This window comes from Janthinobacterium sp. BJB426, from assembly GCF_002735705.1.
Classification (GTDB): domain Bacteria; phylum Pseudomonadota; class Gammaproteobacteria; order Burkholderiales; family Burkholderiaceae_D; genus Janthinobacterium.
Genome location: NZ_PDZL01000005.1, coordinates 251821 through 273827, shown reverse-complemented (window position 1 = coordinate 273827; position 22007 = coordinate 251821). Strand labels below are relative to the sequence as shown.

The 22007-nt window shown below is 64.2% G+C and carries 18 protein-coding genes; 3 read left to right on the top strand and 15 right to left on the bottom strand.

What is annotated here, in order from left to right:
• Positions 1 to 7: 7 nt before the first annotated feature.
• The 11 genes from CSQ93_RS11165 to CSQ93_RS11115 all read right to left on the bottom strand — a co-directional run bounded on the left by CSQ93_RS11165 (position 8) and on the right by CSQ93_RS11115 (position 13182).
• Entirely contained in the window at positions 8 to 1171 is a 1164-nt protein-coding gene (locus CSQ93_RS11165) for an efflux RND transporter periplasmic adaptor subunit (protein ID WP_099378095.1), read from the bottom strand.
• Between the two features lie 13 nt (positions 1172 to 1184).
• On the bottom strand, positions 1185 to 2597 hold the full coding sequence (locus CSQ93_RS11160; protein ID WP_233516137.1) for an efflux transporter outer membrane subunit: 1413 nt from the start codon (positions 2595 to 2597) through the stop codon (positions 1185 to 1187).
• Positions 2594 to 3322 (bottom strand): CerR family C-terminal domain-containing protein, encoded by a 729-nt coding sequence (locus tag CSQ93_RS11155; protein ID WP_099378094.1) that lies wholly within the window; start codon positions 3320 to 3322, stop codon positions 2594 to 2596. Before CSQ93_RS11155 ends, CSQ93_RS11160 begins: the two co-directional genes overlap by 4 nt.
• A 265-nt stretch (positions 3323 to 3587) precedes the next feature.
• On the bottom strand, positions 3588 to 4949 hold the full coding sequence (locus tag CSQ93_RS11150; protein ID WP_099378093.1) for a hybrid sensor histidine kinase/response regulator: 1362 nt from the start codon (positions 4947 to 4949) through the stop codon (positions 3588 to 3590).
• Positions 4950 to 5091: 142 nt separating this feature from the next.
• Positions 5092 to 5826, bottom strand: a complete 735-nt coding sequence (locus tag CSQ93_RS11145) for a 2OG-Fe dioxygenase family protein (RefSeq protein WP_099378092.1) — start codon at positions 5824 to 5826, stop codon at positions 5092 to 5094.
• 103 nt (positions 5827 to 5929) lie between these two features.
• The gene (locus tag CSQ93_RS11140; RefSeq protein WP_099378091.1) at positions 5930 to 7966 is read right to left on the bottom strand and encodes a TonB-dependent receptor; all 2037 of its coding nucleotides are present in this window, start codon (positions 7964 to 7966) and stop codon (positions 5930 to 5932) included.
• A 22-nt stretch (positions 7967 to 7988) separates the two neighbouring features.
• On the bottom strand, positions 7989 to 8477 hold the full coding sequence (locus CSQ93_RS11135) for a DUF6702 family protein (protein ID WP_099378090.1): 489 nt from the start codon (positions 8475 to 8477) through the stop codon (positions 7989 to 7991).
• Entirely contained in the window at positions 8474 to 10849 is a 2376-nt protein-coding gene (locus CSQ93_RS11130; RefSeq protein WP_099378089.1) for a M1 family metallopeptidase, read from the bottom strand. The genes CSQ93_RS11135 and CSQ93_RS11130 overlap by 4 nt, the downstream gene beginning before the upstream one ends.
• 165 nt (positions 10850 to 11014) lie before the next feature.
• Positions 11015 to 11476 carry a MarR family winged helix-turn-helix transcriptional regulator gene (locus CSQ93_RS11125; protein ID WP_099378088.1) on the bottom strand — a complete coding sequence of 154 codons (462 nt, stop codon included), beginning with the start codon at positions 11474 to 11476 and terminating at the stop codon, positions 11015 to 11017.
• 48 nt (positions 11477 to 11524) lie between these two features.
• Complete coding sequence (locus CSQ93_RS11120; protein ID WP_099378087.1) at positions 11525 to 12343, bottom strand: sugar phosphate isomerase/epimerase family protein; 819 nt, start codon at positions 12341 to 12343, stop codon at positions 11525 to 11527.
• Complete coding sequence (locus CSQ93_RS11115; RefSeq protein ID WP_099378086.1) at positions 12343 to 13182, bottom strand: phytanoyl-CoA dioxygenase family protein; 840 nt, start codon at positions 13180 to 13182, stop codon at positions 12343 to 12345. Before CSQ93_RS11115 ends, CSQ93_RS11120 begins: the two co-directional genes overlap by 1 nt.
• Positions 13183 to 13291: 109 nt before the next feature.
• Between CSQ93_RS11115 and CSQ93_RS11110 the strand changes: the two genes are divergently transcribed.
• Complete coding sequence (locus CSQ93_RS11110; protein ID WP_233516136.1) at positions 13292 to 14251, top strand: LysR family transcriptional regulator; 960 nt, start codon at positions 13292 to 13294, stop codon at positions 14249 to 14251.
• Here CSQ93_RS11110 and CSQ93_RS11105 read toward each other — a convergent pair.
• Positions 14244 to 15314: a hypothetical protein gene (locus tag CSQ93_RS11105; RefSeq protein WP_099378084.1), complete on the bottom strand. Its 1071-nt coding sequence runs from the start codon at positions 15312 to 15314 to the stop codon at positions 14244 to 14246. The two genes, CSQ93_RS11110 and CSQ93_RS11105, sit on opposite strands and share 8 nt — an antisense overlap.
• A 306-nt stretch (positions 15315 to 15620) precedes the next feature.
• Here CSQ93_RS11105 and CSQ93_RS11100 point away from each other — a divergent pair, with 306 nt between their 5' ends.
• Complete coding sequence (locus CSQ93_RS11100) at positions 15621 to 16040, top strand: hypothetical protein (RefSeq protein ID WP_099378083.1); 420 nt, start codon at positions 15621 to 15623, stop codon at positions 16038 to 16040.
• Between the two features lie 227 nt (positions 16041 to 16267).
• On the opposite strand, the gene CSQ93_RS11095 is transcribed toward CSQ93_RS11100, so the two are convergent.
• A complete protein-coding gene (locus CSQ93_RS11095) occupies positions 16268 to 17770 on the bottom strand; it encodes a hypothetical protein (protein ID WP_099378082.1) in 1503 nt (500 codons plus the stop codon).
• A complete protein-coding gene (locus CSQ93_RS11090) occupies positions 17767 to 18654 on the bottom strand; it encodes a hypothetical protein (RefSeq protein ID WP_099378081.1) in 888 nt (295 codons plus the stop codon). Before CSQ93_RS11090 ends, CSQ93_RS11095 begins: the two co-directional genes overlap by 4 nt.
• Positions 18655 to 18822: 168 nt before the next feature.
• Here CSQ93_RS11090 and CSQ93_RS11085 point away from each other — a divergent pair, with 168 nt between their 5' ends.
• Positions 18823 to 19737 (top strand): hypothetical protein, encoded by a 915-nt coding sequence (locus CSQ93_RS11085; RefSeq protein ID WP_158301195.1) that lies wholly within the window; start codon positions 18823 to 18825, stop codon positions 19735 to 19737.
• Between the two features lie 57 nt (positions 19738 to 19794).
• On the opposite strand, the gene acpA is transcribed toward CSQ93_RS11085, so the two are convergent.
• Positions 19795 to 21915 carry an acid phosphatase gene (gene acpA, locus CSQ93_RS11080; RefSeq protein WP_233516135.1) on the bottom strand — a complete coding sequence of 707 codons (2121 nt, stop codon included), beginning with the start codon at positions 21913 to 21915 and terminating at the stop codon, positions 19795 to 19797.
• Positions 21916 to 22007: the final 92 nt, after the last annotated feature.

The following is a 22007-nucleotide window of genomic DNA, read 5'->3' as shown; positions in this document are numbered from 1 at the left end:
CCTCTCCTTACTTTTTCGCCGTGGCTGGCTTGGCAGCTGCTGCAACCAGGTTTTGCACATTGCGTACCAGGTCGCCGTCATTGAGGAAGCCGGCGCCGCTGACGACAATCGTCGTGTCGGCCGTGATGCCGCCCAGGATTTCAATGCGGTCGCTCAGGCGCCGTCCGGCCTGCACCTTGATCTGGCTGACCCGCTGGTCGGCATTGAGGCGGAAGACATAACTGAAGCCATCGCGCACGGCAATCGCCTGCTGCGGCACCGTCAGCGCGCCCGAGGTGCCCAGCTCAAATTCGCCGCTGGCGTACATGCCGGCCTTGAACGGTGCATTGTTGCCGGTGCTGGCCGGCAGGTCGACATACACGAGGGCGGAACGCGTCTGCGGGTCGACGGTAGGGGCAATCATGCGCACCTTTCCCGTCAAAGTGCTGCCGTTGGCGGCCTTGACCTGCGCCAGGGTACCCGCTTTCAGGTTCAGTAATTCAGTGGCCGTCACTTCGGCGCGCCATTCGAGGCGGCCCTGGCGGATCATGCGGAACAATTCCGTGCCGGCGCCCACCACCGACCCCACGGTAGCCGAGCGCGAGGAGATGATGCCGCTGTCGGGCGCCACCACCTGCGTGTATTTCAGGCGCAGCTGCTGTGACGCCAACTGCGCCTTGGTCGAGGCGATGCGCGCGTTGGCCGTCTGCTCTGCCGTCAGGTACTGGCTGATCTGCTGCGCGCTGATGGCGCCCGTGCTTTGCAGCGAGCGGGCGCGCTGTGCGTTGGCGGCTGCTTCCGCGGCATTCGCTTCCGCCTCCAGCACGGCGGCCTTCGCCTGCGCCACGTCGGCGTTCACCGTGTCGTTCGAGAACACGGCCAGCACCTGGCCGGCGCGCACGACGTCGCCGACATTCACGCGCACGTCGGTCAGGCGCAAGCCGTTCGATTCGCTGCCGATGACGGCTTCCTGCCAGGCGGCCACGTTGCCGTTCGCCTGCAGCTTGATGGGCAGGTTGGCCGTTTGCGGCTTGGCCGTGGTGACGGTGAGCGCCGGCTTTTGCGCCGCGTTCTTATCCTTGGCGTCATCTGCCGCCGTGGAGGACGGGGAGTACAGGGCCACGCCGGCACCCAGCACAACGCAAAGGGCGGCAAGGGCGAGCGCCATCGGTTTCAAGGTCATTTTTTTCATGTTGTCGTATCCGTCAGAGGGCATTGTTGGCGATGGCGCTGCTGGTCCAGCCGCCGCCGGCGGCGCGGTACAGCGCCACCCAGGCGGCGCTGCGTTCGCGCTCGAGATTGACCACCGTATTTTCGGCGGCCAGGCGCGTGCGGCGCGCGTCTTCCAGTTCGATCAGGCTGGCCAGGCCATTCTTGTAGCGGTCCTCGGTGGCGACAAACGACACGCGGTAGCCTTCCAGGGCCGTCTTGGCGTAGCTGCTGCGCTCGTCCGTGCTGGCCAGGTTGACCAGCGCCTCTTCCACTTCGCGCACGGCCTGGCGCACGCCGGCACGATATTTCACCACGGCTTCGTCGTAGCGCGCCGTGGCCGCATCGACCTGGGCGCGGCGGGTGCCGCCGTCGAAGATGGGCAGGCTGACGGCCAGCGGGCCGATGCTCCAGGTGCTGGCCGTGATGCTGGTGCCGCCGGCGCGGATATTGCCCTTGCCGATGGAGCCGGCAAGGCTCAGGCGCGGGTAGCGCTGCGCCTGCGCGCCGCGCACTTCGAAGCTGGCGGCTGCCACTTCGCGTTCAGCGCTGTAGATGTCGGGACGCTGGCCCAGGGTTTGCGCAGGCAATTCCGCAATCGCCACGGGCGAGGGCGCAACAAAGGGACTGGCCGCCAGCTTCTGGCGCAGCGACGCTTCCGGCATCGCCGACAGGGCCACCAGCGCCTTGACATTCACGTCGCAGGCGGCGCGCTGTTCGATGGCTCGGCTGGCGCCTTCGGCGGCGCTGGCGCGGGCCAGGGCGGCGTTGGCGGGCGGCTGGAAGCCGGCACCGGCGCTCAGCTCCGTCAGGCGTGCCGAATCGCGGCGCGAGACGGCATCCTGATCGGACACGGCCTGCAATTGCTGGCAGGTGCGCAAGGCGTAGTACTGGTTCGCCACTTCGGCGGCCACCGAGACGCGCGCTTCATGCCAGAGCGCGCGGGCGCTGTCGTAGCGCTCCTGCGCCGCATCGCGCGTGGCGCGGTTGGCGCCAAACACGTCGATTTCCCACGACGCCTGAAGCGCAGCCTGCGAGGTGGTGCCGCTCGGCTGCGCCGATTGCTGGCTGGTGCGCACCACGCTGCCCGTTGCATCGAGCTTGGGCGCCAGCGCAGCGCCGCTGGCGATGCTGTCCGCGCGCGCCTGCACGATGCGCGTGCCGGCGGCGGCGATGGTCGGACTGACCTGCTGCGCGTCGTTGATCAGTTCCACCAGCAGGCTGTCGCCCTGACCCTGCCACCAGCTGGCCAGGTCCGTCAGTTTGCCGTTATGTGGCAGCGGTGCCTGCCACTGAGCGGGGGCACTGGCGGCCACCGCTGCGGGCGGCCCCTGCAGGGCGCAACCGCCCAGTGCCAGCACGATGCTGACAGCCAGGACGCGTTGAACGGTGCATCGAATAGTCGTCATGCTTGTCCTTCTGCTTGTCGTTGAGCGGTACGGTGGGAGGGTGGAATGGCCAGGCGCCGGCGCTCCACCTCGGCCATGGCCAGCGCGTAGTCGGTCATGCGCGCCAGCCAGGTGTCGATCGCGTGCGGCGACTCCAGCAGTTGCGGGCGCAGGGTTTGCAGCACTTCGGTGCCCACCATGTGCTGCAAGGCCAGCGAAGCGATGGAAAACGCCAGGCGGTGCATGTCGTCGCTGTTGTCGGGCGCACCCAGGTGGCGCGCCAGCACGCGCGTGAGCGCCTCGTGCTCGGGGCGGATATTCTGGTCGATCTCGCGCGCCCACAGGCCCGTCGGTTCGAGCATTTCGCGGCACCACAGGCGCATGCAGTCGCGTGCGATGTCGCCCTGCTGCATGGGCGCGAGCAATTGCGCATAAAAGCCTTCCAGGCTTTCGCGCAAGGTGAAATGCGGTTGTTCGTACAGGGCGATATTGTCTTGCGGGCTGGCTGACTGCTGCGCAAAGGCGGCGCGGTACAGGCCAGCCTTGTCGCCAAAATAATAGCTGATGGCGGCTGCGTTGGTGCCGGCCGCCTGCGCCAGTTCGCGCGTGGAGGTCTTGGCGTAACCCTGTTCGGCGAACAGGCGGATGGCGCTATGCAGCAGCCGCTCGCGCGACTGTTCGCCGTCGGAGCGGGGCTTGCGCCCATCGTCGGCGTGGGAAGTGGGGATGGCGGTTTTTTCAATCATGTCGGAGATTTAATCATATATCTCAAGCGATTGATATAACTAAGCCGGTTGATTTAGTTAAGAAAGGATGAAGATGCGTGGAAAACGCAGGCAAAAAAAAGCCCGCGGTTGTATTCGCGGGCTGAATCCAATGTTCGGAGAACGAATTGGAGGAGACAGTTCTACTATAGCGCCGAAAATGGTGCGGTGCAATACCGTAGAACTACTGTATCGGTCTGTCTGGGATGGCAAAAAGCCAGCATTTCATGCTGCGGCGCACAGCAGCTCAGGCCTTGCTGCGCAGGGCCAGGGTAAACGTGCTGCCGGAACCGTAGTCGCTGTTGAAGAACAGGGCGCCGCCGATGGCGTTGGCCAGGTTCTGGCACAGGTACAGGCCCAGTCCCGCCCCTTCCACATGGCGCGTGGAGGTGGAATCGAGCTGCGAGAAGGCCTGGAACAGCTTGGCCTGGTCTTCTTCCTTGATGCCGGCGCCGCTGTCGGCGATGCTCATTTCCGTCACCAGCACGCCGTCTTCGTCGCGCTGGGCAAGGCTGATGCGCACCGTGCCCTGTTCCGTGAACTTGATGGCGTTGTTGAGCAAGTTGATGAGGATTTGCGTCAGTGCGCGGCGATCCGTGTCGATGATGGCGGGCGGCTGGCCCGCTTCTCCCAGCGCCATTTCCAGGGCCAGGCCTTTTTGCTGGGCCAGGGGGCGCAGGGTGTCGGCCACGTCGGCCATCAGTTCCTGGCAGTGCACGGGCTCGATCGACAGGGTCAGCTTGCCCGCCTCGATCTTGGCCACGTCGAGGATGTCGTTGATCAGCGAGAGCAGATGGCGCGCGCTGGCGCGGATGGTATTGAGTTGCTTGTCCTGGTCGGACGTCAGGGGGCCGGGCAGTTTCATCAGCAGCGCGCCCGTGAAGCCGATGATGGCGTTGAGCGGCGTGCGCAGTTCATGCGACATGTTGGCGATGAAGGCGGACTTCATGCGGCTCGCTTCGGCCAGTTCCAGGTTTTTCAGGGCGATTTCGCGGTTGATGGTTTCCAGTTCGGCCGCATGGTGCGCCAGGCGCATGTTCAGCTCGATCACCTGGCGTTCGCGCGCCTGCAGTTCGCCGTTCACCTGCACCGCCTGTTCATAGGTCGAGATCAGCAGGTCGAGGATTTGCTGGCGTTCCGCATTGATGAAATGCTTCTGGTCGCCCAGGTACAGGGCGATGCCGATTTCCACGTTCTGGTTCTTGCGCAACTTCTGGTTCATCAGCATGTGGCTGATGCGGTTGAGCAGGTAGTCTTCCGCGTAAGGCTTGCGGATGAAATTGTCGGCGCCGCACTCGATGCCGCGGATGATGTCCTTCGGATCGTTGAGCGAGGTGACGAGGATCACGGGGATGTCGCGCAAGGTCGGATCGGACTTGATGGCGCGGCACAGGTCGTAGCCATTCATTTCAGGCATGACGATATCGGACAGCACCAGGTGCGGTTTGCGCTCGCGGATGGCGGCCAGGGCCAGCTGGCCATTCGCCGCCACGCGGGCGTTATAGTGCAGCGACTGGATCAGGCGGCGCAAGCGCTCCGCCTGAGTCGGGCTGTCCTCGACGATCAGGATCTCGATTTCGTCAGGCTTGATTTGGTTGTTGGAGTCCACAGACCTCTCCTAGAATTTCAGTGTGGTGATGCTGGGCGCGATGAGCGCACAATATCGACATCGTATGACTATATCGGATTTAGGTCTGCAAAAGTAACTTCCAAGTAACTATTTTGGCCACAGGGAATGCTGTGGCCGCTTGTCAGTTTTCGCCCTGGAATTGGCCTGCGCGATAGGTGAGCACGAGCGTATCGCGGTGTCCATGCTCGCCGATAGGCTGGATCGGCGTCGATTCGTGGATCACGGCTGCATCGTCGAGCAGCAGCAGCGACCATGGCTCGGTCAGGGTAAAGCGCTTGCCGTTGGGGCCGTCTGCTTCGAAGATGCGCGTCTCGCCGCCCTTGACCTGTTCGCGCCCGATCAGCAGCACGGCGACAAAATCGACACCGTCGCGGTGCGCGCCTTCCGGCGTGGGGCGGCCGATGCCATCGGTCGTATCGATGCGGAACTGGTGCGCCTCGATGAACCACGGCTGGCTGCCCTTGACCTGCGAGCAGGCGTCGCCCAGCGCGCGGAGCAGCTGTTGCCAGGCCGCTTGCGCGACGATAGCCGCTTCGACCGGTTCGAACAGGCGGTGCATGCCGCCGTGCAGGGCGTTGTACTCCACCGGTTGCCAGTGCGGACGGTGCGCCGTCTGCGTCAGGCGCTCGCCATCCTGCACGAAGCACGAGTGGCGCCGGCGGCGATAGCGGCCGCCATCCTTCAGGTAATTGTCCAGCGGCAAGGTATTCCAGCTTGGTTCCAGCGCGCGCAATGCGGCCAGCGGGCAGCCGGCCAGCGCGGCCACGTCCTGCGGGCGCAGGACGGCATAGCCGTCATCGCGCAAGGCTTCCTTGACGTGGGACGGGTCGGTAAAGATCGGTGCGGAAGTGCTCATGGCGGTGCCGGCCGCAATGCGGCCTGTCTCAGTTTATCCAGCCTGGCATTCTACGACTTCGCGGCGTTTCCTGTGCACTGAGACAGGAATTATTCTTGTTGCGTTAAAAATTCTTTACCAGGGTCAGACGCAGCGAGCGCGATTCCACCGGATGGAAGTGGATATCGTCGACGGGCTGCGCCTCGCCGGGCAGGCGCGAGGCATAGTAATAGTCGATGGCCGAGTCGCGCCGGTTGGCCAGGTTGTAGCCTTCCAGCTCCACGCGCAAGGTCTTGTCGATCTGGTAGGCGATGCGCCCGTTCAAGCCCACGCTGGCCGCGGAGCGCACGCTGTTGTCTTCCACCAGCGGGCGCGGACCGAAGTAGCGCAGGCGCAAGGAGCCTGACCACGGCCCCGATGGCGTCACCGTCATGGCCAGCTGGGCCACGCCTTCGATGGCGCCGGGGATGAGGTCGCCCGCCGGGTCGCTGCCGCGCGAGCGCGCCCGCGCATATGCGAGGTCCAGGTCCAGCGACAGCCAGCTGGCCGCCTTGTAGTAGCTGGAAAACTCGATGCCGTAGCGGCGGCTGGGGCGGCCCGCCTCGGTGGCGCCCGCGTCGCCGATGAACAGCAGCTCGGAATCGAAGTCCAGGCGGTACAGCGACAGCGAGGTTTGCAGGCCGACGATGGCGGCACTGCGCAAGCCCAGTTCCAGTCCGCGCGAGCGCACCAGGGGTGTGACCTTGTCCGCCGCTTCGCCCGTCTTCGGGTCGAGCGTGATCGTCGTGCCGCGCGCATCGTTGCTGTGAAAGCCATTGCCGATGTTGAAATACGCTTCCGTATCGCGCCAGGGCCCCGCGATCACGCTCAGGCTGGGGCTGAACAAATGGTCGCTGGCCGTGCCCGAATTGGCGGCGCGGTCGCTGCGCACATCGAAGCGGTAGGCGTCCGCGCGCAGGCCGGCCACGGTGCGCAGCCAGCGCGACCAGCGCGTGCTGTTTTCGCCATACACGCCGATGCTCGATTCGACGATATGGTCTTGCCGCGTGGTCGATAGGATCTGCCGCTGCCGCGTGTTGTACAGGCCATTGTGGATATTGTCGTTCTGTAGCTGCAGGCCGATGGTGGTGTCGCTGCTGCCCCTGTCCGTGTGGTGGTGCCAGGTATGGCTGGCGTCGAGGCCGGACGTCACGCGCCGGTCGGGCTGGGCGAACTGGTCGCCGTTATCGGGATCATCCATCGCATACGTAAAATTCGAGAACAGGGCCAGGCGGTTGGCGATCACATAGGCGCTGACCCTGGACGACATGTCGTCCGTCGTCTGGCGCCAGGCGCCCGACAGGCTGTAGCGCTGCGCCTTGCCGCCGTCGCTGGCATCGATGGCGTCGAAGCGGCCCAAGGTGCCGTCCTGCACGGCCCGCAGCGGAATCTGATCGGTGGCGTTCCAGCTGGCGTCATACGCCATGGCCGTGACATTGAAGCCGTTGTTGGCATAGCCTTCGCTGTAGCGCAGCACGCCATTGAGCTTGCGGTAGCGGTCCGGCTGCGTGAACGGGCCATCGTTATGCTGCGCTTCGAGCGCGTACAGCAGGCTGCCGTCGCCCGCGTCGAGCGTATCGGCCAGCAGGGCGCGGCGAAAACCGTTTTGTCCGATACCCAGGCTGGCGATGCCCTGCGTCAGGCGGTTCGCGTAGATGACGGACGCCGCGCCGGCCGAGGAAAAATCGCCTTGCGCCGCCGAATATGGCCCCTTTTTGTAATCGAGGCGCATGGCCAGTTCGGGGATCAAAAAGTTCAGGTCCGTCCAGCCCTGTCCGTGGCCATGGCTGCGCTGGTTGACGGGCATCTCGTCGACGGTGGTGCGCAAGTCCGTGCCGTGATCGAGGTTGAAGCCGCGCAGGTAGAACTGGTTGGCCTTGCCCTCGCCGCTATGCTGGCTGACGATCAGTCCCGGCACGGCTTCGAGCAGTTCGCCGGGACGGTAGCTGGTGCGCGCGTCGAGCTGCTTTTGCGTGACGCTGCCCGCGTTGGCCGAATCGGCCACGCCCAGCTGGTTCAGGCGCGAACCATCGACCAGCACGCGCTGGAAGATGTCGTCGGCATGGGCGGCGGTGGCGGAAAACAGGGTGGCAAGGAGGAGGGAAAGAGTGCGTGGCGTCATGGGTGTCTGGTTGTAGCAGGGCTTAGCGGATCGGCAGTTCCGTGTTCTGGCGGTCGAAAATCAGCGTCTGGATGCTGCCGCTGTCCTGCACGTTGAGGGTGTTGCGCTGGCTGGGCAGGAAATCGATCAGCAACTGGTTGTGGATGCGCGTGGCGGGGGCCAGGCGCGTGCGTTCGATCTCCTGGAAGATCACCACGTTGTCGGCATTGACTTTCATGCCGACCCAGTTCAGGCGCAGGCGCTTGCCGTCCGGTCCCACGAGGTAGAACTGTTTCTCGACATAGCGGTGCAGGGCCGCTTCGCTGTCTTCCTGACCCAGGTCGAACTGGCGCTGGTACAGGTTCGTCAGGAGCGCCTCGACGTCGTGGCCCGTGTAGGTGTGCACCACTTCCGTGCTGCCGCTGGTCGCGTTATAGCTGATGTCGGCGATACCCATGTGGAAATTATGGGCGTTCGCCACCATGCTGGCGCAGGCCAGCGTGGCGCAAGCCAGCGCGCGCCAGCGCTTCACGCCTCGTCGCCCTTGGCCGAGCCGCCGTTCTTGTCTTTCAGCGGCGTATGAAAATCGCGCATCAGGTTGTCCTTTGGCGACTTCTCGCTCTTGAACAGTTCCAGGCGCGATGGCGTGATTTTTCTCGGCCAGCTATTGTTGCTGGTGTCGATGTCGGCCGTTTCCCAGTACGGGTCCTGCACCAGGCCCACCATCGGTTCATCCGTGATGACGACCTTGGTGATTTTCTTCGGCGAGTAGCGCCACACTTCGGCCGGCACGCGCTCGACGTACTTCTTGCCGCTTTTTAGTTCGATTTCGAGGATCAGGGGCATGACCATGCCGCCCACGTTCGACAGATCGACCAGGTACAGGTGCTTGCCCTGTTTCAGCAAGTCCTTTTCCCACGGTTCCAGGGCGGCCAGCGCTTCGGCATAGGCGTTGCGGTCCTTGTTGGTCACCGTGAAATCGTCGTGCTGATTGTAGAAATCCTTCAGCTCCGGATGTGCATCGACCCGGCGCGGCATGCCCTTGTTGGCGCGGTTCGTGACGGATTCCGGCTGGGCCTCCTTTTGCGCTTTTTTCCAGGCCTTTTCCGTTTCGGGATTCTTCGAACTCACGCCGTACTCGCTGATGCCGTCGATGCTGATGTCGACCGGGTCGGTCGTATAAAACCAGCCGCGCCAGAACCAGTCGAGGTCCGTGCCGGAAGCGTCTTCCATGGTGCGGAAAAAGTCGGCCGGAGTGGGGCGCTTGAACTTCCAGCGCTGCGCATATTCCTTGAACGCGTAGTCGAACAGTTCGCGCCCGAGGATGGTCTCGCGCAGGATGTTCAGGCCCGCCGCCGGCTTGGCGTAGGCGTTGTTGCCGAACTGCAGCAAGGATTCGGAATTGGTCATGATCGGCACCTGGTCGCGGCTACGCATGTAGTCGACGATCTCGCGCGGTTCGCCGCGCGAGGCCGGATAGTTTTCTTCCCACGCCTGCTGCGCCAGGTATTGCACGAAGGTGTTGAGGCCTTCATCCATCCACGTCCACTGGCGCTCGTCCGAGTTGATGATCATCGGGTAGTAGTTGTGGCCTACCTCGTGGATGATCACGCCGATCAAACCATATTTGGTGCGCTTCGAGTAGGTCAGCTCGCCCGTCTTCTTGTCTTTCACGGGACGGGGACCGTTGAACGAGATCATCGGATACTCCATGCCGCCCACGGGGCCGTTGACGGAAATGGCCGTCGGATACGGGTAGTTGATGCTGTACTTGTTGTACTGTTCGATCGTGTGCACGATGGCTTGCGTGCTGTACTTTTCCCACAGCGGATTGCCCTCTTTCGGATAGTAGGACATGGCCATCACATCGCTGCCGCCCTTCTTGTAGCCTTGTGCATCCCAGATGAACTTGCGGCTAGAGGCCCAGGCGAAGTCGCGCACGTTGGCCGCCTTGAAGTGCCACGTTTTTTGCGCGCGGCTCACGGATTTCTCGGCCGCTTCCGCTTCCTTTTGCGTGACGATGACGACGGGCTTGTCGCTGCCGCGGGCCTTTGCCAGGCGCTCGCGCTGCGCGGCGGACAGCACCTCCTGCGGGTTTTGCAGCTCGCCCGTGGAGGCGACGATATGGTCGGCTGGCACCGTCAACTGCACGTCGTAGTCGCCAAATTCCAGGGTGAATTCGCCGGAGCCGAGGAATTGCTTGTGCTGCCAGCCGGCTGCGTCGTAGTAGGCCGCCATGCGCGGGAACCACTGCGCCACTTCGAACAGGGCGTTCTTGTCGTCGAAGACTTCATAGCCGGCGCGCCCGCCCAGTACCTTCTGTTCATTGATGCGGTAATCCCAGTCGATCTGGAAGACGAAATCCTGGCCCGGTTTCAGAGGCTGCGGCAGGTCGATGCGCATCATCGTGCGGTTCACAACATATTTCAAAGGCTGGCCATCGCCCCCTTTCAAGGCGCGGATATTGAAGCCGCCCTGGAAGTCGCCGCGTGCCAGGATGCCGCGCAAGCCTTCGAACTTCATCGTGTCTTCGCCCGCCGTCTTGGCCCACGCCTGGCGCGATGGCGCCGTGGCCATGCGGCGCGCGTCGGAATCGGGCTTGTAGATATTCTGGTCCAGCTGCACCCACAGGTAGCCGAGGGTGTCGGGCGACTGGTTATGGTAGGTGACGGTGCCGCTGCCAGCGATTTCTCGTTTGGCTTCATCGAGGGTGGCGCGGATCGTGTAGTCGGCGCGCTGCTGCCAGTAGGCGTGGCCCGGTGCGCCGGAGGCGGTGCGGTAGGTATTCGGGGTGGGCAGCACTTCTTCGAGCTGGCGGAACTTGTCGTCGAAGGGCTCGGCAGCGAAGGCCGACACGGTAAAGCAGAGAGCCAGCGAGGCTACGGAGCCGAAAGGTATGCGCATATTCACCCTGATGTTGTTGTAAGGAAATAGTGGCAACTATTCTATACGCAGGGTGGGGCCATCCTTGTATCGATTTGTAATAAAGAAAGGCTGATTTCGCGCCAGCTTTTGCCTGGCGCTGTCAGGGCAATGCTTTACCTGATTTTGCTCGGAAAAGAAGCGCTTTTACTCACTTTTCATCAGGCTGTCGCGTAACTGGTTCAGTTGTTGTTTCATGTCCACAACCTGCTCCACGCTGCAGTGGCTGGCCGTCAGGATGGCTTCTGGCAGCAGGGCCGCCTCGTGGCGCAACTGGTCGCCCTGTTCCGTGAGGGAAATGATGACTTGCCGCTCGTCGCTGGCGGCGCGCGTGCGCGTCAACAGGCCCGATTGCTCCATGCGCTTGAGCAGGGGCGTCAGTGTGGCCGAGTCGAGGAACAGGCGCTCGCCCACTTCCGACACTGTCAGGCCATCGCGCTCCCACAACACCATCATCACCAGATATTGCGAATAGGTGAGGCCGAGCTTGCGCAGCAGCTTGCGGTACAGCTTGTTCATGGCAAGCGAGGTCGAGTACAGCGCAAAGCACAGCTGGCCGTCCAGGCGCGGCACCTGGTGCAAGGGGTTGGGGGCGGTAGTGGTATCCATGGAGACAGTATATATAGCGCACTACCTAATTGCAATGAGCGCGGGCGCCTACCCGGCGTAACGCGCGCGCAGCAGTTCGAGCATCGCGACGTTCTGTTCCCACGCGTCGCTCACGGGCTGCTGCGTGTATGGCAAGGTTTGCGTGTATGGGGCGGGGCCGAATTCCGGCGTGAACGTCATGCGCTCGGCGCCGGTCGCGCGGCGCAGGGCGACGATGGCGTCCCACCACGCCAGGTGAGCGTCGAGCGCCTGTTTCGCTTCCGGCGCGCGGAAGTCGGCTACCTGCGGTCCTTGCGCATGGCCGACGCGCGCGTGCACGTGGCGCACCAGCGGCAGTACTTGAGCCAGGGTCTGCGGCTGGTCTTCCAGCAGGGATTCGCAGGCGCAGCACCAGTGCGACAGGTCGGCCGTCAAGGGCAGCTCGGGATACTGCTGCAGATACGGCAGCAGCAACATCGGGTGGCCGGAAAAGCGGCTGCGGTGGATTTCATGCACGATGGGCACGCCGTGTTTTGCGGAGATAGCGGCGGCCAGGTCGAGCAGCTGCGCGTTCTGCGCCTGGCTGTAGTAATCCTTGCCCGTGTGCGTGTTGACCAGCACGGGGCGCGCCAGGCAGGCGTTTTCCAGCAGTTCCGCCAGGGCGGCGCGGTGCTGTTCGAAGTCGCTGTGGAACACGGTTTCCCACTGCGCGGCGATCAGTTGCAGTCCCGCCCTGGCGATGCGGTCTGTCCATTCCTTGCGCAGTGCCGCGTCCAGCGGCAGCGACATTTCGATGCCGTCGAAACCGGCCGCCAGCACTTTGTCGATGAAGACGTCGGGCGGCAGCTCGTTATTGCCCCAGTGGGCGGCGAAAACCTCGATGCGCATCAGACGAAGCCCCGCACGGGGAAGGAGTCGTCGCGCTGGATCCAGTTGTGGGCCGCGTATTGCGTCTGGCCGTCCGTGGCGTGCAAGGTGTAGGCGTGGCGCGAGACGGGCGAGCGGTTCGGCGCGCTGTAATGGGGCAGCAAGCCGTGGAAGCAGACGAGGGCGCCCGCCTTGACTTCCAGTGGCACGGCCGTGCTGTCGTCGGGCCACGGTGTGCTATCGAGTTTTTCCACGCGCACGGCGTCGCCGTTGCGGATGAAGCGTTCGCGCAGCGGGCCGCGGTGGCCGCCCGGTTCGGCCCACAGGCAGCCGTTGTCCAGGGTGGCGTCTTCCAGCGCGAACCAGAAGGTGGTCACGCTTACCGGCGTGGTCTCGAAATACGTGGCGTCCTGGTGCCAGCGCACTTCGCCGCCGATGCCGGGTTGCTTGAAGATGTACATCGATTGCCAGACCTGTGCATCCGCCAGGCCCAGGTCGCGCGCCACTGCGGCCAGTTTCGGATCGGCCGAAAAGCTGCGGAAGACGGGGTCCAGGTCATGCATGGCGTGGCCGATCTTGTTGATCGACAGGGATTTGGCCTGCTTCAACTGGCCATCCGGACCGAACGCTTCTTCCTCGAAGAAGCAGCGGATGGTGTTGTCGGACGCGAGAAAATAATCGTTGGTGTTCTTCGCCTGGTCGCGCGTGGTGAAGATCGACTGGCTGACGCTGGGATCGAATTCGTTGACAATCTGCTCGGCGCGCGCGCGCAGGGCGGCGATTTCGTCCGCACCCTTGAAATCGGGCAGGATGAGGTAGCCGTCGCGTTGGTATTGTTCTTGTTGTGAGATTGTCAGCATGGCGGCGGCTCCGGAGGTCAATGGAAAACGCCATTGTAGGATGGGCGAGTGCGGCAAACAATCGCCCCGCGGTTGACAGATTGTCGCCAAAGCGAAGACAATCTTTGACATGGATCAACTAAAAGCGATGGAAATCTTTGTCGAAGTGGCGCGCCAGCGCAGCTTTACGGTGGCGGGACAGCGCCTGGGCCTGACGCGGGCCATGGTCAGCAAGACCATCATGCAGCTGGAAGAGCGCCTGCATGCGCGGCTGCTGCACCGCTCCACGCGCGAAGTGAGTCTGACGGACGCGGGCCGCGCCTATCTGGCGCCGTGCATGGCCACCGTCAGCCAGGCGCAGGAAGCGGCGCGCATGGTGGCGCACGTGGCGCAGGCGGGAGCGGGGGCGGAGCTGGCCGGGCCGCTGCGCATCCAGGCGCCATCGAGCTTCGGCAGCGCGTGGCTGGCCGACGCCGTTGCGCGTTTCAGCCTGCTGCACCCGCAGGTGCAAGCCGAGTTGTTTGTCGACGACGCGCTGCTCGACCCGATACGCCATGGTTTTGACTTGACCATCCGCGTGGGCGGCATTCCGGACAGCAGCGCGCTGGCCATGCGCCCGCTGGCGCCGTGCCGCGCCGTGCTGTGCGCCAGCCCCGCCTACCTGGCGCAATGGGGCGTGCCGCGCACGCCACAGGATTTGTTACAGCACCAGTGCCTGCATTTCAGCCACCTGACCGATGGCACGAACTGGCATTTTCAGCGTGGAGCAGGGGAGCAGAGGGAAGAAGTGAGCGTGCGCGTGCAGGCGGGCTTCACGGCGAATAATGGGCTGGTGCTGCACCAGGCGGCGCAGCGGGGTCTCGGCATCGTCTACAGCACCACGTTTCTCGCCTGGCGCAACCTGCTCGATGGCAGCCTGGTGCCCGTGCTGTCCGGCTGGGACCTGCCGCTGAATCACTTGAGCGCCCTGTACCCGGCCAGCCGCCAGCCGTCGCCCAAGGTGCGCGCGCTGATCGATTTCCTGGTGGCCGAATACCAGCCTGTGCCGCCGTGGGACAGGGAACTGGAAGCGGCGGGGTTTTTCAGCTGAAAGCGACGGCTTCCACGGTCCACGCGCCATCCGCGTACACGCGCTCGTCGTCGAGGTAGACGGCTTCGGTGACGGCGAAGATGTCGACGTGGTAGCGCGCATCCTTGCGCTTGAATTGCGGCTTGGTGTAGACGCCGTGCTTGGCGCCCAGCGACAGGTGGATGCCGCACATGCGTTCATACGTGCCGATGTCGTTGACCAGCTGTTCGCGCGAAAAGGCGCGGTTCATGCCGAAGCCCAGTTCGCGCACCCACACTTCGCCTTCATGCGCGCGGATGATCTCCAGCATGGCGGTAAATTCCGGCGTGGCGTTTTCCGTGCCGGTGACTCTGCCCTTTTCGATGATCAGGGTGATCGGCGTGTCGGGGCGGTTGACCATGAAGTGCGTATCGCCAAAAACGAAGATGCGCACGCGGCCGTTCACCGCTTCCAGGTTCTGCGCTTCCGTAAACACTTCGCCCAGCGGGAACTGGCCGCCGATATTGTTCATGCCGCTGTAGTCGCCGATATTGAGCTTGGCCGATTCGAACGGCGAGGCGAAGACCAGCTGCTCGCCGCCGCTGTCGACCATGCCGTGGCGGGCTTTGTTGATGCGCGCCTTCAGCGCATGGCCGACGCCCCGGTAGTAGGCGGGGTCGTAGGCCAGCGAGGCGATGTAGTGCAGTCCCTGCACGCCGGGCATGCGCGACAGGTGCACGTGTTCGATCACTTTCAGGCCCCGCTTGAACAGCTCGATGCGGATGCGGAACGCTTCCAGGCGGAAGCTGGTCGACTGGATCAGCACGACGAGGCTGCCGGCCGGCAGTTCGGCAAACGCGGCCAGCACGGCATCGGGCGTGACCTCGTCGAAATCGATGAAGGTGGCGTCCGGCAAGGCCTGGCGATACGCTTCCGTCAGCACGACATTGAGCCAGCTGCGCTTGTCGCAGACGATCAGGGCCGGTTCGTCGGGGCGGTGGCATATGGCCATGGCCAGCAGGTCGGCCACGTTTTGCGCGGCCACTTCGGTGGCGGCGGCGCTGATGGCGTCGAGCCGGCTGGTGTCATTCTCGGGAAGCGTCATGGTGCGAAGGTGGGGGACGTGAAGTAATCGCAGCATTATAAGGTGATTGCTGCTGGCCACACCATTCCCCATCCGGCGGAGGGCAGGCGGCAGCCGCGCCCCTGATTATCTTGTGTAGTGCTTTCCGGCAATGTATTATTTGATAAATGGTATTGCAGGGCATGGCAGCGAGCCTGGGAGTGGCCCGGCGCAGCGGCAAACGCACGCATGCGCACGGCGGCACGCTTTCAGTGATGCAGGGACAACAAGCCAACAGGCGATGATTAAGAGTGTGAAGTGATGAGCATAATCGGACAAGATATTCCCATGGAGCGGCCGGATACGGATGGGCGCGCCGCCGTCTTCGTTCCCGTCACGGGCGTCAAGGAAGATGTCCTGTTGACCATACGTAAGGGTGCGGCCATCGTCGGCTTTGCCAACCACGACCGTACCATCACCGTGTATTTTGAAAGCAATCGCTTTGACGATCCCGTGCTGGCCAAGTGGGAACACAAGGCGCGCAAGGCCTACGACCGCCTGGTCGACAATGCGCCCACCGTATCGAAACTGACCACCAGCCCCGCCAATTTCGAGCAGATCGGCTATATCAATGGCAAGGGCATCACCATCCGCCGCATGGAGAGCCTGCAGCGCTGGCTTGCGTATTCGGAGGCGATGGATACTTGTCCGGTAACGGATATCATTCCGCGCACGCTTATCGCCAAGCCCGAAAGCGTTAAAGTTTAAGGGCGGGTGATAAAACGCCCATGGCGTTGTTGCCTGCCCTGCATTTACCTCACTGTACTGAAGTACTGTCTTCGGGGCGGCGCCTAGCCCTGAGCATTTTCTCAGCCGCTCCTGGTGTGCATACGGGAGCCAACGATGTTGTCGGATTACGCAGGGCTTTGCCCCGCCTCGGCGGCCCCGCTAATCCGACCTGTGCGACCTACGCCTGACCTCGCTCACGCCTCCCCTCACACCACGACGATATTCGCCTGCGCCTTGAGCGGGCAGGGCAGGGTGTCGTCGAAGGTGATTTCGATGGCGCTGGCGACGAACATGCCGCCGATGTGCTGGGCGGCGATTTCCGGCGGCGTGCCGGGCTTGGTCAGATTGACGTCCTGGGCGAAGACGAAGACTCTCCAGGTGCCGTAGACCTTCTGGTCGTATTGCAGCAGGGTGCGGTAAGCCCGCTTCAAGTCCAGGCTGCCTGCGTAGACGCCATCATTGGCGCCCGGGTCGAAGCCCAGGCCGTTGTCGGTCAGCGATTCCACGAAATACAGTCCCTGCGGCGCCTGGAACAGCACGAACGCATACAGCTCCGTGCCGCGGAAGACATTGCCATTGTCGCGCTTGAAGCTGGCGCGTATCCACAGCGGTTCGTAGGCTTGCACGACGGCGGGCGTATCCGTTTCCACGGGCCCCGCCACGTGGATGTTGACTTGCGTTTCGGTGACTGCATGCTGGTAGGTGGCGCCCGTGGTGAAGCGTTCGTACTGCCAGCTGATGTCGGCCGTGTAGGGCAGGCCCGCGTTCGGCGCTTCGGGTAACACCCATTTCGCCACCACGCGCTCGGCCAGGGTCAGTTCGCCGGCGGCCGGTGGTGTTGCTTCCTGGCCACGCCAGAACGGGTCCGCGATATCGGAGCAGGCGACGGCGATGGCGCCCGAGGCGATGGCCGAGGCCACGCCCGCCACTGTGAATTCGGGCTGGCCCGAGCCGGCCCCTTCCAGCGAGCAGCAATCGACGCTGGGATCGGTCTCCTCGAACGTGCCGCCCACGCTGAAGCTGGCCTTGCCGGAACCGAGCGCGGCTGAAATGATGGCGACCAGCGCGGCGATGATGGCAATGATGATGGCGAGAACCTTCCACCACGGGTCGGAAAACGGCAGCTCCCCATGCGTGCCCGCGTAGGCGGGATTCGGCGTCCAGACGAGGGTCATGCCGGTCGGCACGATCGGCCCCAGGCCGGGCGGGCAGCGGCACTCTTTTCCATCCTTCCCCGTGCTGCCCCAGCGCTTGCCCGGCAAGTGGCCTTGCGGCTTGGACAGTTCCAGGGTGCCTTCTTCGACCGTGCACGTGTAGGTATTGGTGACGCTGTCGAAGCGCGTTTGCGAGACGAAGATCTGCTGGATCGAGCGGTGCGGCGTGTAGCCGTCCGCCTTGGCGACAAAGCTGACCAGGCGCTTGCCGGGCGTAGCATGCTGGAAGTCGGCATCCCACATCACCAGCATGGCCGCGCCGGCGGGAATGCTGGCAAAAAAGAAGGTGCGTGCCACGGGCACGATGCCGGGATCGCCCACGCTTTCCAGGTACACAGTGACATTATTCAGAGCGCTGCCGGACATGTTGGTGACGTGGGCGGCGATGCGCAAGCCATAGATGGCATTGTCGAAGATGCCATCAGGCAGCATGATATTGGTGACGGGCTCGATCGCGAACGGCCGCGTCAGCACCTGCAGGGGGGTATCGCTCATGATGCTTGCTCCTCGGGGCTGTGCTGCTCTTGCTCCTGCTCTTGAGTTTGCTCTTTCTCGAGATCGGTGACGATATACGTGATGCCGCCCATGACCTTGCCCTCCTGGCTTTCCAGCACGCGCAGCAGCGCATACTGGCGTGGCGGCAAGGCTTCGGCGCGCACGCTCAGGTATACCGCCTGCGCCTGGCCGCGCGGCACCTCCAGCGCCAGTTTTTGCTCGCCGGGGGCATCGCCATTGCAATGGGGCGTGCGCTCCAGGCCCGCTACCAGGCGCGCTTCCTTGGCCGGCTGCCATCGCTCAAGCCCCAGGGTGGCCAGCAGGCGCTCGGGCAGCTCGCCGCCCTGCTCAATGTGCAGTTCCACTTTTTTCGTTGCGCGGGGCAGGGCCGCCACCGCGATGGACAGCAATTGTGCGCGCCGTGCCGCCAGCACCACGGTGACGTTGCGCTGGGCGATCTGCTCGTGCTGCTTGGGCAGGAAGGGAAAGCCGTTGGGCAGGGGATCGGGCAGCGGGTTGATGTCGCCCGGGCCGTGGGCCACGGCCAGCAGGCATTCGTGCCCTCCATTGACGATGACGGGGACCCAGGGCACCAGGCACAGCACTTCCTGCGTGGCGCCCGGTGGCAAGTCGGCAAACGCGGAGCCGATCTGCGTGGCGGCGCCGACGGCGATCTGGCCGGAGGGGTCGGCCCAGTAAAAATCCACGCGCACGCCGTTCGAGGCGCTGTTGCCCGTGTTGTGCACGCGGCCCCACAGGTAGTTGCTGGTGCCGGCGATGGGCGCGCCGGGCGGGCCATTCGGATCATTGCCCGGCACGACCCAGATATCGGCGCTGTCCCACCACGAGGGCTGGCCGTCTTCGATGATCAGGTGGGCTGGCATGGCGTTCTCCTTGTCCTTGGCCGGTGCCTATAGCTTAGGACGCGGCGGCGGATGCTTTTTGATCGGTATCAAGGCCACGGAACTCGGCGCCGGTGCGCCGTTGCCATGCTTGCGTAAGGTAATATTGCGGCAGAACGCAGTGGAATGACTCCAGGAAAAGGTTGGAATGTGCTTGAAACAGTGAATGACGTTTGCATCAACGCCGCTTGCGGCCGGACCTTGCCGCTGCGCGTGGCGCATTGCCCGTTTTGCGGAGCGCGCCAGATAGCGCAAGCACCTGTTCTGGAGAAAGCCGTGGCGCCGCCGCCCGTGCCCGTGCCCGTCGCTCCGCCTATTCCTGTGCCCACTCCGGCGCCGCAGCCCGCGCTCAAGCCAGTTGTCACTCCCAAGCCCGTCCCGCCAGCACCTGCCGCACCGGTTGCTGCGCCGTCCAAGGCGCCGCCCGCGAAACCGGCCGTCAAGGGTTCGGTACCGCCGCCGCGCCCGCCCGTGCGCTTGCGCACGTGGATCGCGGCGGCAGTGGTGCTGACGGGTATCTGGTTCTATAACAAGCCGGCTGACAAGCCGGCCAGCGTGGCAGAGCAGGTCGAGGCCGCCACGGCTTTGGCGGCGCAGTGCGACCTGGACGGTGCGCGCAGCGCGCTGGCCGTGCTGAAAAGCGCCAAGGCGCCCGCTGCGCAGATCAAACGCTTGCAGACGAACATCACCAAGTCCACCACTGCCTGCGACAAGCAACAGCAGCGGGCACAGGCGTGGACGGCGCTGCAGGACAGCGTCAACCAGGCCCTCGACGGGGGCAAGCCGGAGCTGGCCGCCACGCGCCTGGCCATCTACGTGAAACGCTGGGGCGACGATCCCGACACGCTGGAACTCGATGCCAAGGTGAAGGTGGCGCAGGCGAGCGTCCAGCTCGATGCTGCCGACGCCTGTCTGGCCAAGGGCGACAGGGTTTGCCTGGAAAGCAGCTTGATCGCTGCCGAACGCTACAAGCGGCCGGAACTGGCGGCGCGCACGCAGACGCTGCGCACGGCGCTGTCGCAATTGCTCGAACGTTCGCTGTTGGATACGGCACCGGGCCAGTAGCGCCAACCGCTCAAACGCCCGCCGCGGTCATACCGGGCGGGCGCATTCGACGCAGCCTTACTCTTGCGGTACCAGCGCCAGCGCCGCGCTGAAGTCGCCCATGGGCTTGCCGCCGTTGGCCACCAGCGCCTTGTCGCGCGTGCTCAAGCCGTCGAGCACTGGCAGGGCAAAGCGGTGCGTGATGGCGCGCAGGATGGACGCCGAATCGTATTGCGTATGATCAACTAATCCCTTTTTCACATAGGGCGAAACGAGGATGGCCGGCACGCGCGTGCCCGGACCCCAGCGGTCGCCCTTCGGCGGCGCCGCGTGATCGTAGAAGCCGCCGTTTTCATCGTAGGTGACGATGACCAGCATGTTCTTCCACTGCGGACTTTTCTTCAGCTGGGCGATGACGCTGGCGATGTGCGCGTCGCCATCGGCCACGCTGGCGTAGCCCGCGTGCTGGTTCAAATTGCCCTGCGGCTTGTAGAAGGCGACGGGCGGCAGCTTGCCGGCGCCCGCGTCGGCCAGGAACTGGCTGTCGAAGTCGCGCAGGTGGGCGGCGCGGTAGGCGGGCGCCTTCACCGGGTCCATGTTGGCAAAGTAGTTGAAGGGCTGGTGGTGGAACTGGAAGTTGGGCGGATTCGGGAAACTGCCGCCGCGCGCGCTGGCCGTGGCCAGGGCCGTCGTGTCCTTCCAGGCGCCCGCATACCAGGCCCAGTCGATGTTCTTGCCAGAGAGTAAATCGCCGATATTCGTCTGCGTTTGCGGCGGCAGGGTGTTGGCCTTGCCCGTGTCCGCATACAGCTTGCCGCTGTCGCCCGACGCCGGCGCGTTGCTGCTGGGTTGGAATGGCGGCTGCATGGTGTTGACGGCGTAGAACATGCCCGTGCTGTCGGCCGGCGTCAACGCGCCATCGTTGGCATACGCGGGCGCACCGTTCAGCACCGTGGCTGGCGCCGTGGCGGACGGCGTCAGGCGCACAAAGTTGCCCTTGGCGTCGACGTCGATCTTCGCGATCGAACCCTTGGCCACCGAGGTGTCCGCGTTCGGATACGTGGGCGCGCAGGCGCAGATCAGGTACTGGTGCGTGAGGAAAGAGCCGCCGAAGGCGCCGATGAACAGGTTGTCGGCCAGCGCATATTGTCTGGCGATGTCCCACAGCTGCATCTTGCTGCCGTCGTAATAGCCCATGCTCAAACCGCCCGCGTCGGAATACGCGGCGAACTTGTCGTTGGCGCCGCCGTTGATCTGCATCTGGTTGTTGTAGAAGCGGTGCACGAGGTCGCGCGTGATCACCGATTGCGGCAGGTACAGGGGACTGCTGGCGTCGTCGATCTGGAACGGCTTGTTGGGCAGGTTGGCCGATTGCGCCTGGGTGATGACGGTGCTCTGGCCGGCCGCCGTCATGCCGCCCCAGGTGGGCGGCAGCACGGGCAGGGTACTGCCGTCGATGTCTTTCTGCGCCACGTAGGCGGATGTCGACGTGGGGTTCACGCCCGGCACGCCGTTGGCGCCCGGGAACAGGCCGTACAGATTGTCAAAGCCGCGGTTTTCCGCGTAGATGACGACGATGGTCTGGATATTGTTCAGCGCCAGCGCGCCGTTCAGCGCGGCCAGCGCGTCGGCGGGAGCCGCCTGCGTGCTGGCGCTGGCGATCAAGCTCGTCACGCTGGCGTTTTCCGCCTTCAGTTTCGCCAGCTCGTCGCCGCTGGCCTTGTTGAAGTCCGATGCCAGGCCCGCTTCGGATACGCCCAGGCGCGCGGCCAGCTTGCCGCTGGCGGCGGCAAAGTCGCCGCCGTTGCCATCCATGACTAGCGCCAGCTCCGTCGACAGGGCGCTGACGAAGGCGCTGTGCCCGGCGGGAGCGCGCAGCAGCAGTTTTTGCGTCACCTTGCTACCCGTGTCGCCGATGGCTTCATGGCGGATGGCATCCGTGCCGATGGTCACCAGCACGGCGCCCTGGCCGTCCAAGGTGTAGCTGCCGTCGGCCGCCGTGCGCACGACGGCGGAGGCGCTGTCGCACGTCAGTTTGGCGGTGGCGCTTTCCAGGCACACCTGGGCGTTTTCATAGTAGCTGCCGATCACCTGGCCCGTGGTGCTGGGCGTGATTGCATAGTCGCTGCCGCAGGCGGCCAGGCCCAGCGTCAGTAACAACGGCAGGGGCCGTAACGAAGTTTTTGCGTGCAAGTTCATTTTCATGCCTTCTGGGTGGAAAACGTCGCATGCTAGGCAGGCAATATGTCAGCTGCGTGACATGTCAGCGCCTGTTACATGACGTAATGTAC

Bases quoted from the DNA above. Each gene is read 5' to 3' on its own strand.
- CSQ93_RS11165 (WP_099378095.1), bottom strand. From the start codon at position 1,171: ATGAAAAAAATGACCTTGAAACCGATGGCGCTCGCCCTTGCCGCCCTT.
- CSQ93_RS11160 (WP_233516137.1), bottom strand. From the start codon at position 2,597: ATGACGACTATTCGATGCACCGTTCAACGCGTCCTGGCTGTCAGCATC.
- CSQ93_RS11155 (WP_099378094.1), bottom strand. From the start codon at position 3,322: ATGATTGAAAAAACCGCCATCCCCACTTCCCACGCCGACGATGGGCGC.
- CSQ93_RS11145 (WP_099378092.1), bottom strand. From the start codon at position 5,826: ATGAGCACTTCCGCACCGATCTTTACCGACCCGTCCCACGTCAAGGAA.
- CSQ93_RS11140 (WP_099378091.1), bottom strand. From the start codon at position 7,966: ATGACGCCACGCACTCTTTCCCTCCTCCTTGCCACCCTGTTTTCCGCC.
- CSQ93_RS11130 (WP_099378089.1), bottom strand. From the start codon at position 10,849: ATGCGCATACCTTTCGGCTCCGTAGCCTCGCTGGCTCTCTGCTTTACC.
- CSQ93_RS11125 (WP_099378088.1), bottom strand. From the start codon at position 11,476: ATGGATACCACTACCGCCCCCAACCCCTTGCACCAGGTGCCGCGCCTG.
- CSQ93_RS11120 (WP_099378087.1), bottom strand. From the start codon at position 12,343: ATGCGCATCGAGGTTTTCGCCGCCCACTGGGGCAATAACGAGCTGCCG.
- CSQ93_RS11115 (WP_099378086.1), bottom strand. From the start codon at position 13,182: ATGCTGACAATCTCACAACAAGAACAATACCAACGCGACGGCTACCTC.
- CSQ93_RS11110 (WP_233516136.1), top strand. From the start codon at position 13,292: ATGGATCAACTAAAAGCGATGGAAATCTTTGTCGAAGTGGCGCGCCAG.
- CSQ93_RS11105 (WP_099378084.1), bottom strand. From the start codon at position 15,314: ATGACGCTTCCCGAGAATGACACCAGCCGGCTCGACGCCATCAGCGCC.
- CSQ93_RS11100 (WP_099378083.1), top strand. From the start codon at position 15,621: ATGGAGCGGCCGGATACGGATGGGCGCGCCGCCGTCTTCGTTCCCGTC.
- CSQ93_RS11095 (WP_099378082.1), bottom strand. From the start codon at position 17,770: ATGAGCGATACCCCCCTGCAGGTGCTGACGCGGCCGTTCGCGATCGAG.
- CSQ93_RS11090 (WP_099378081.1), bottom strand. From the start codon at position 18,654: ATGCCAGCCCACCTGATCATCGAAGACGGCCAGCCCTCGTGGTGGGAC.
- acpA (WP_233516135.1), bottom strand. From the start codon at position 21,915: ATGAACTTGCACGCAAAAACTTCGTTACGGCCCCTGCCGTTGTTACTG.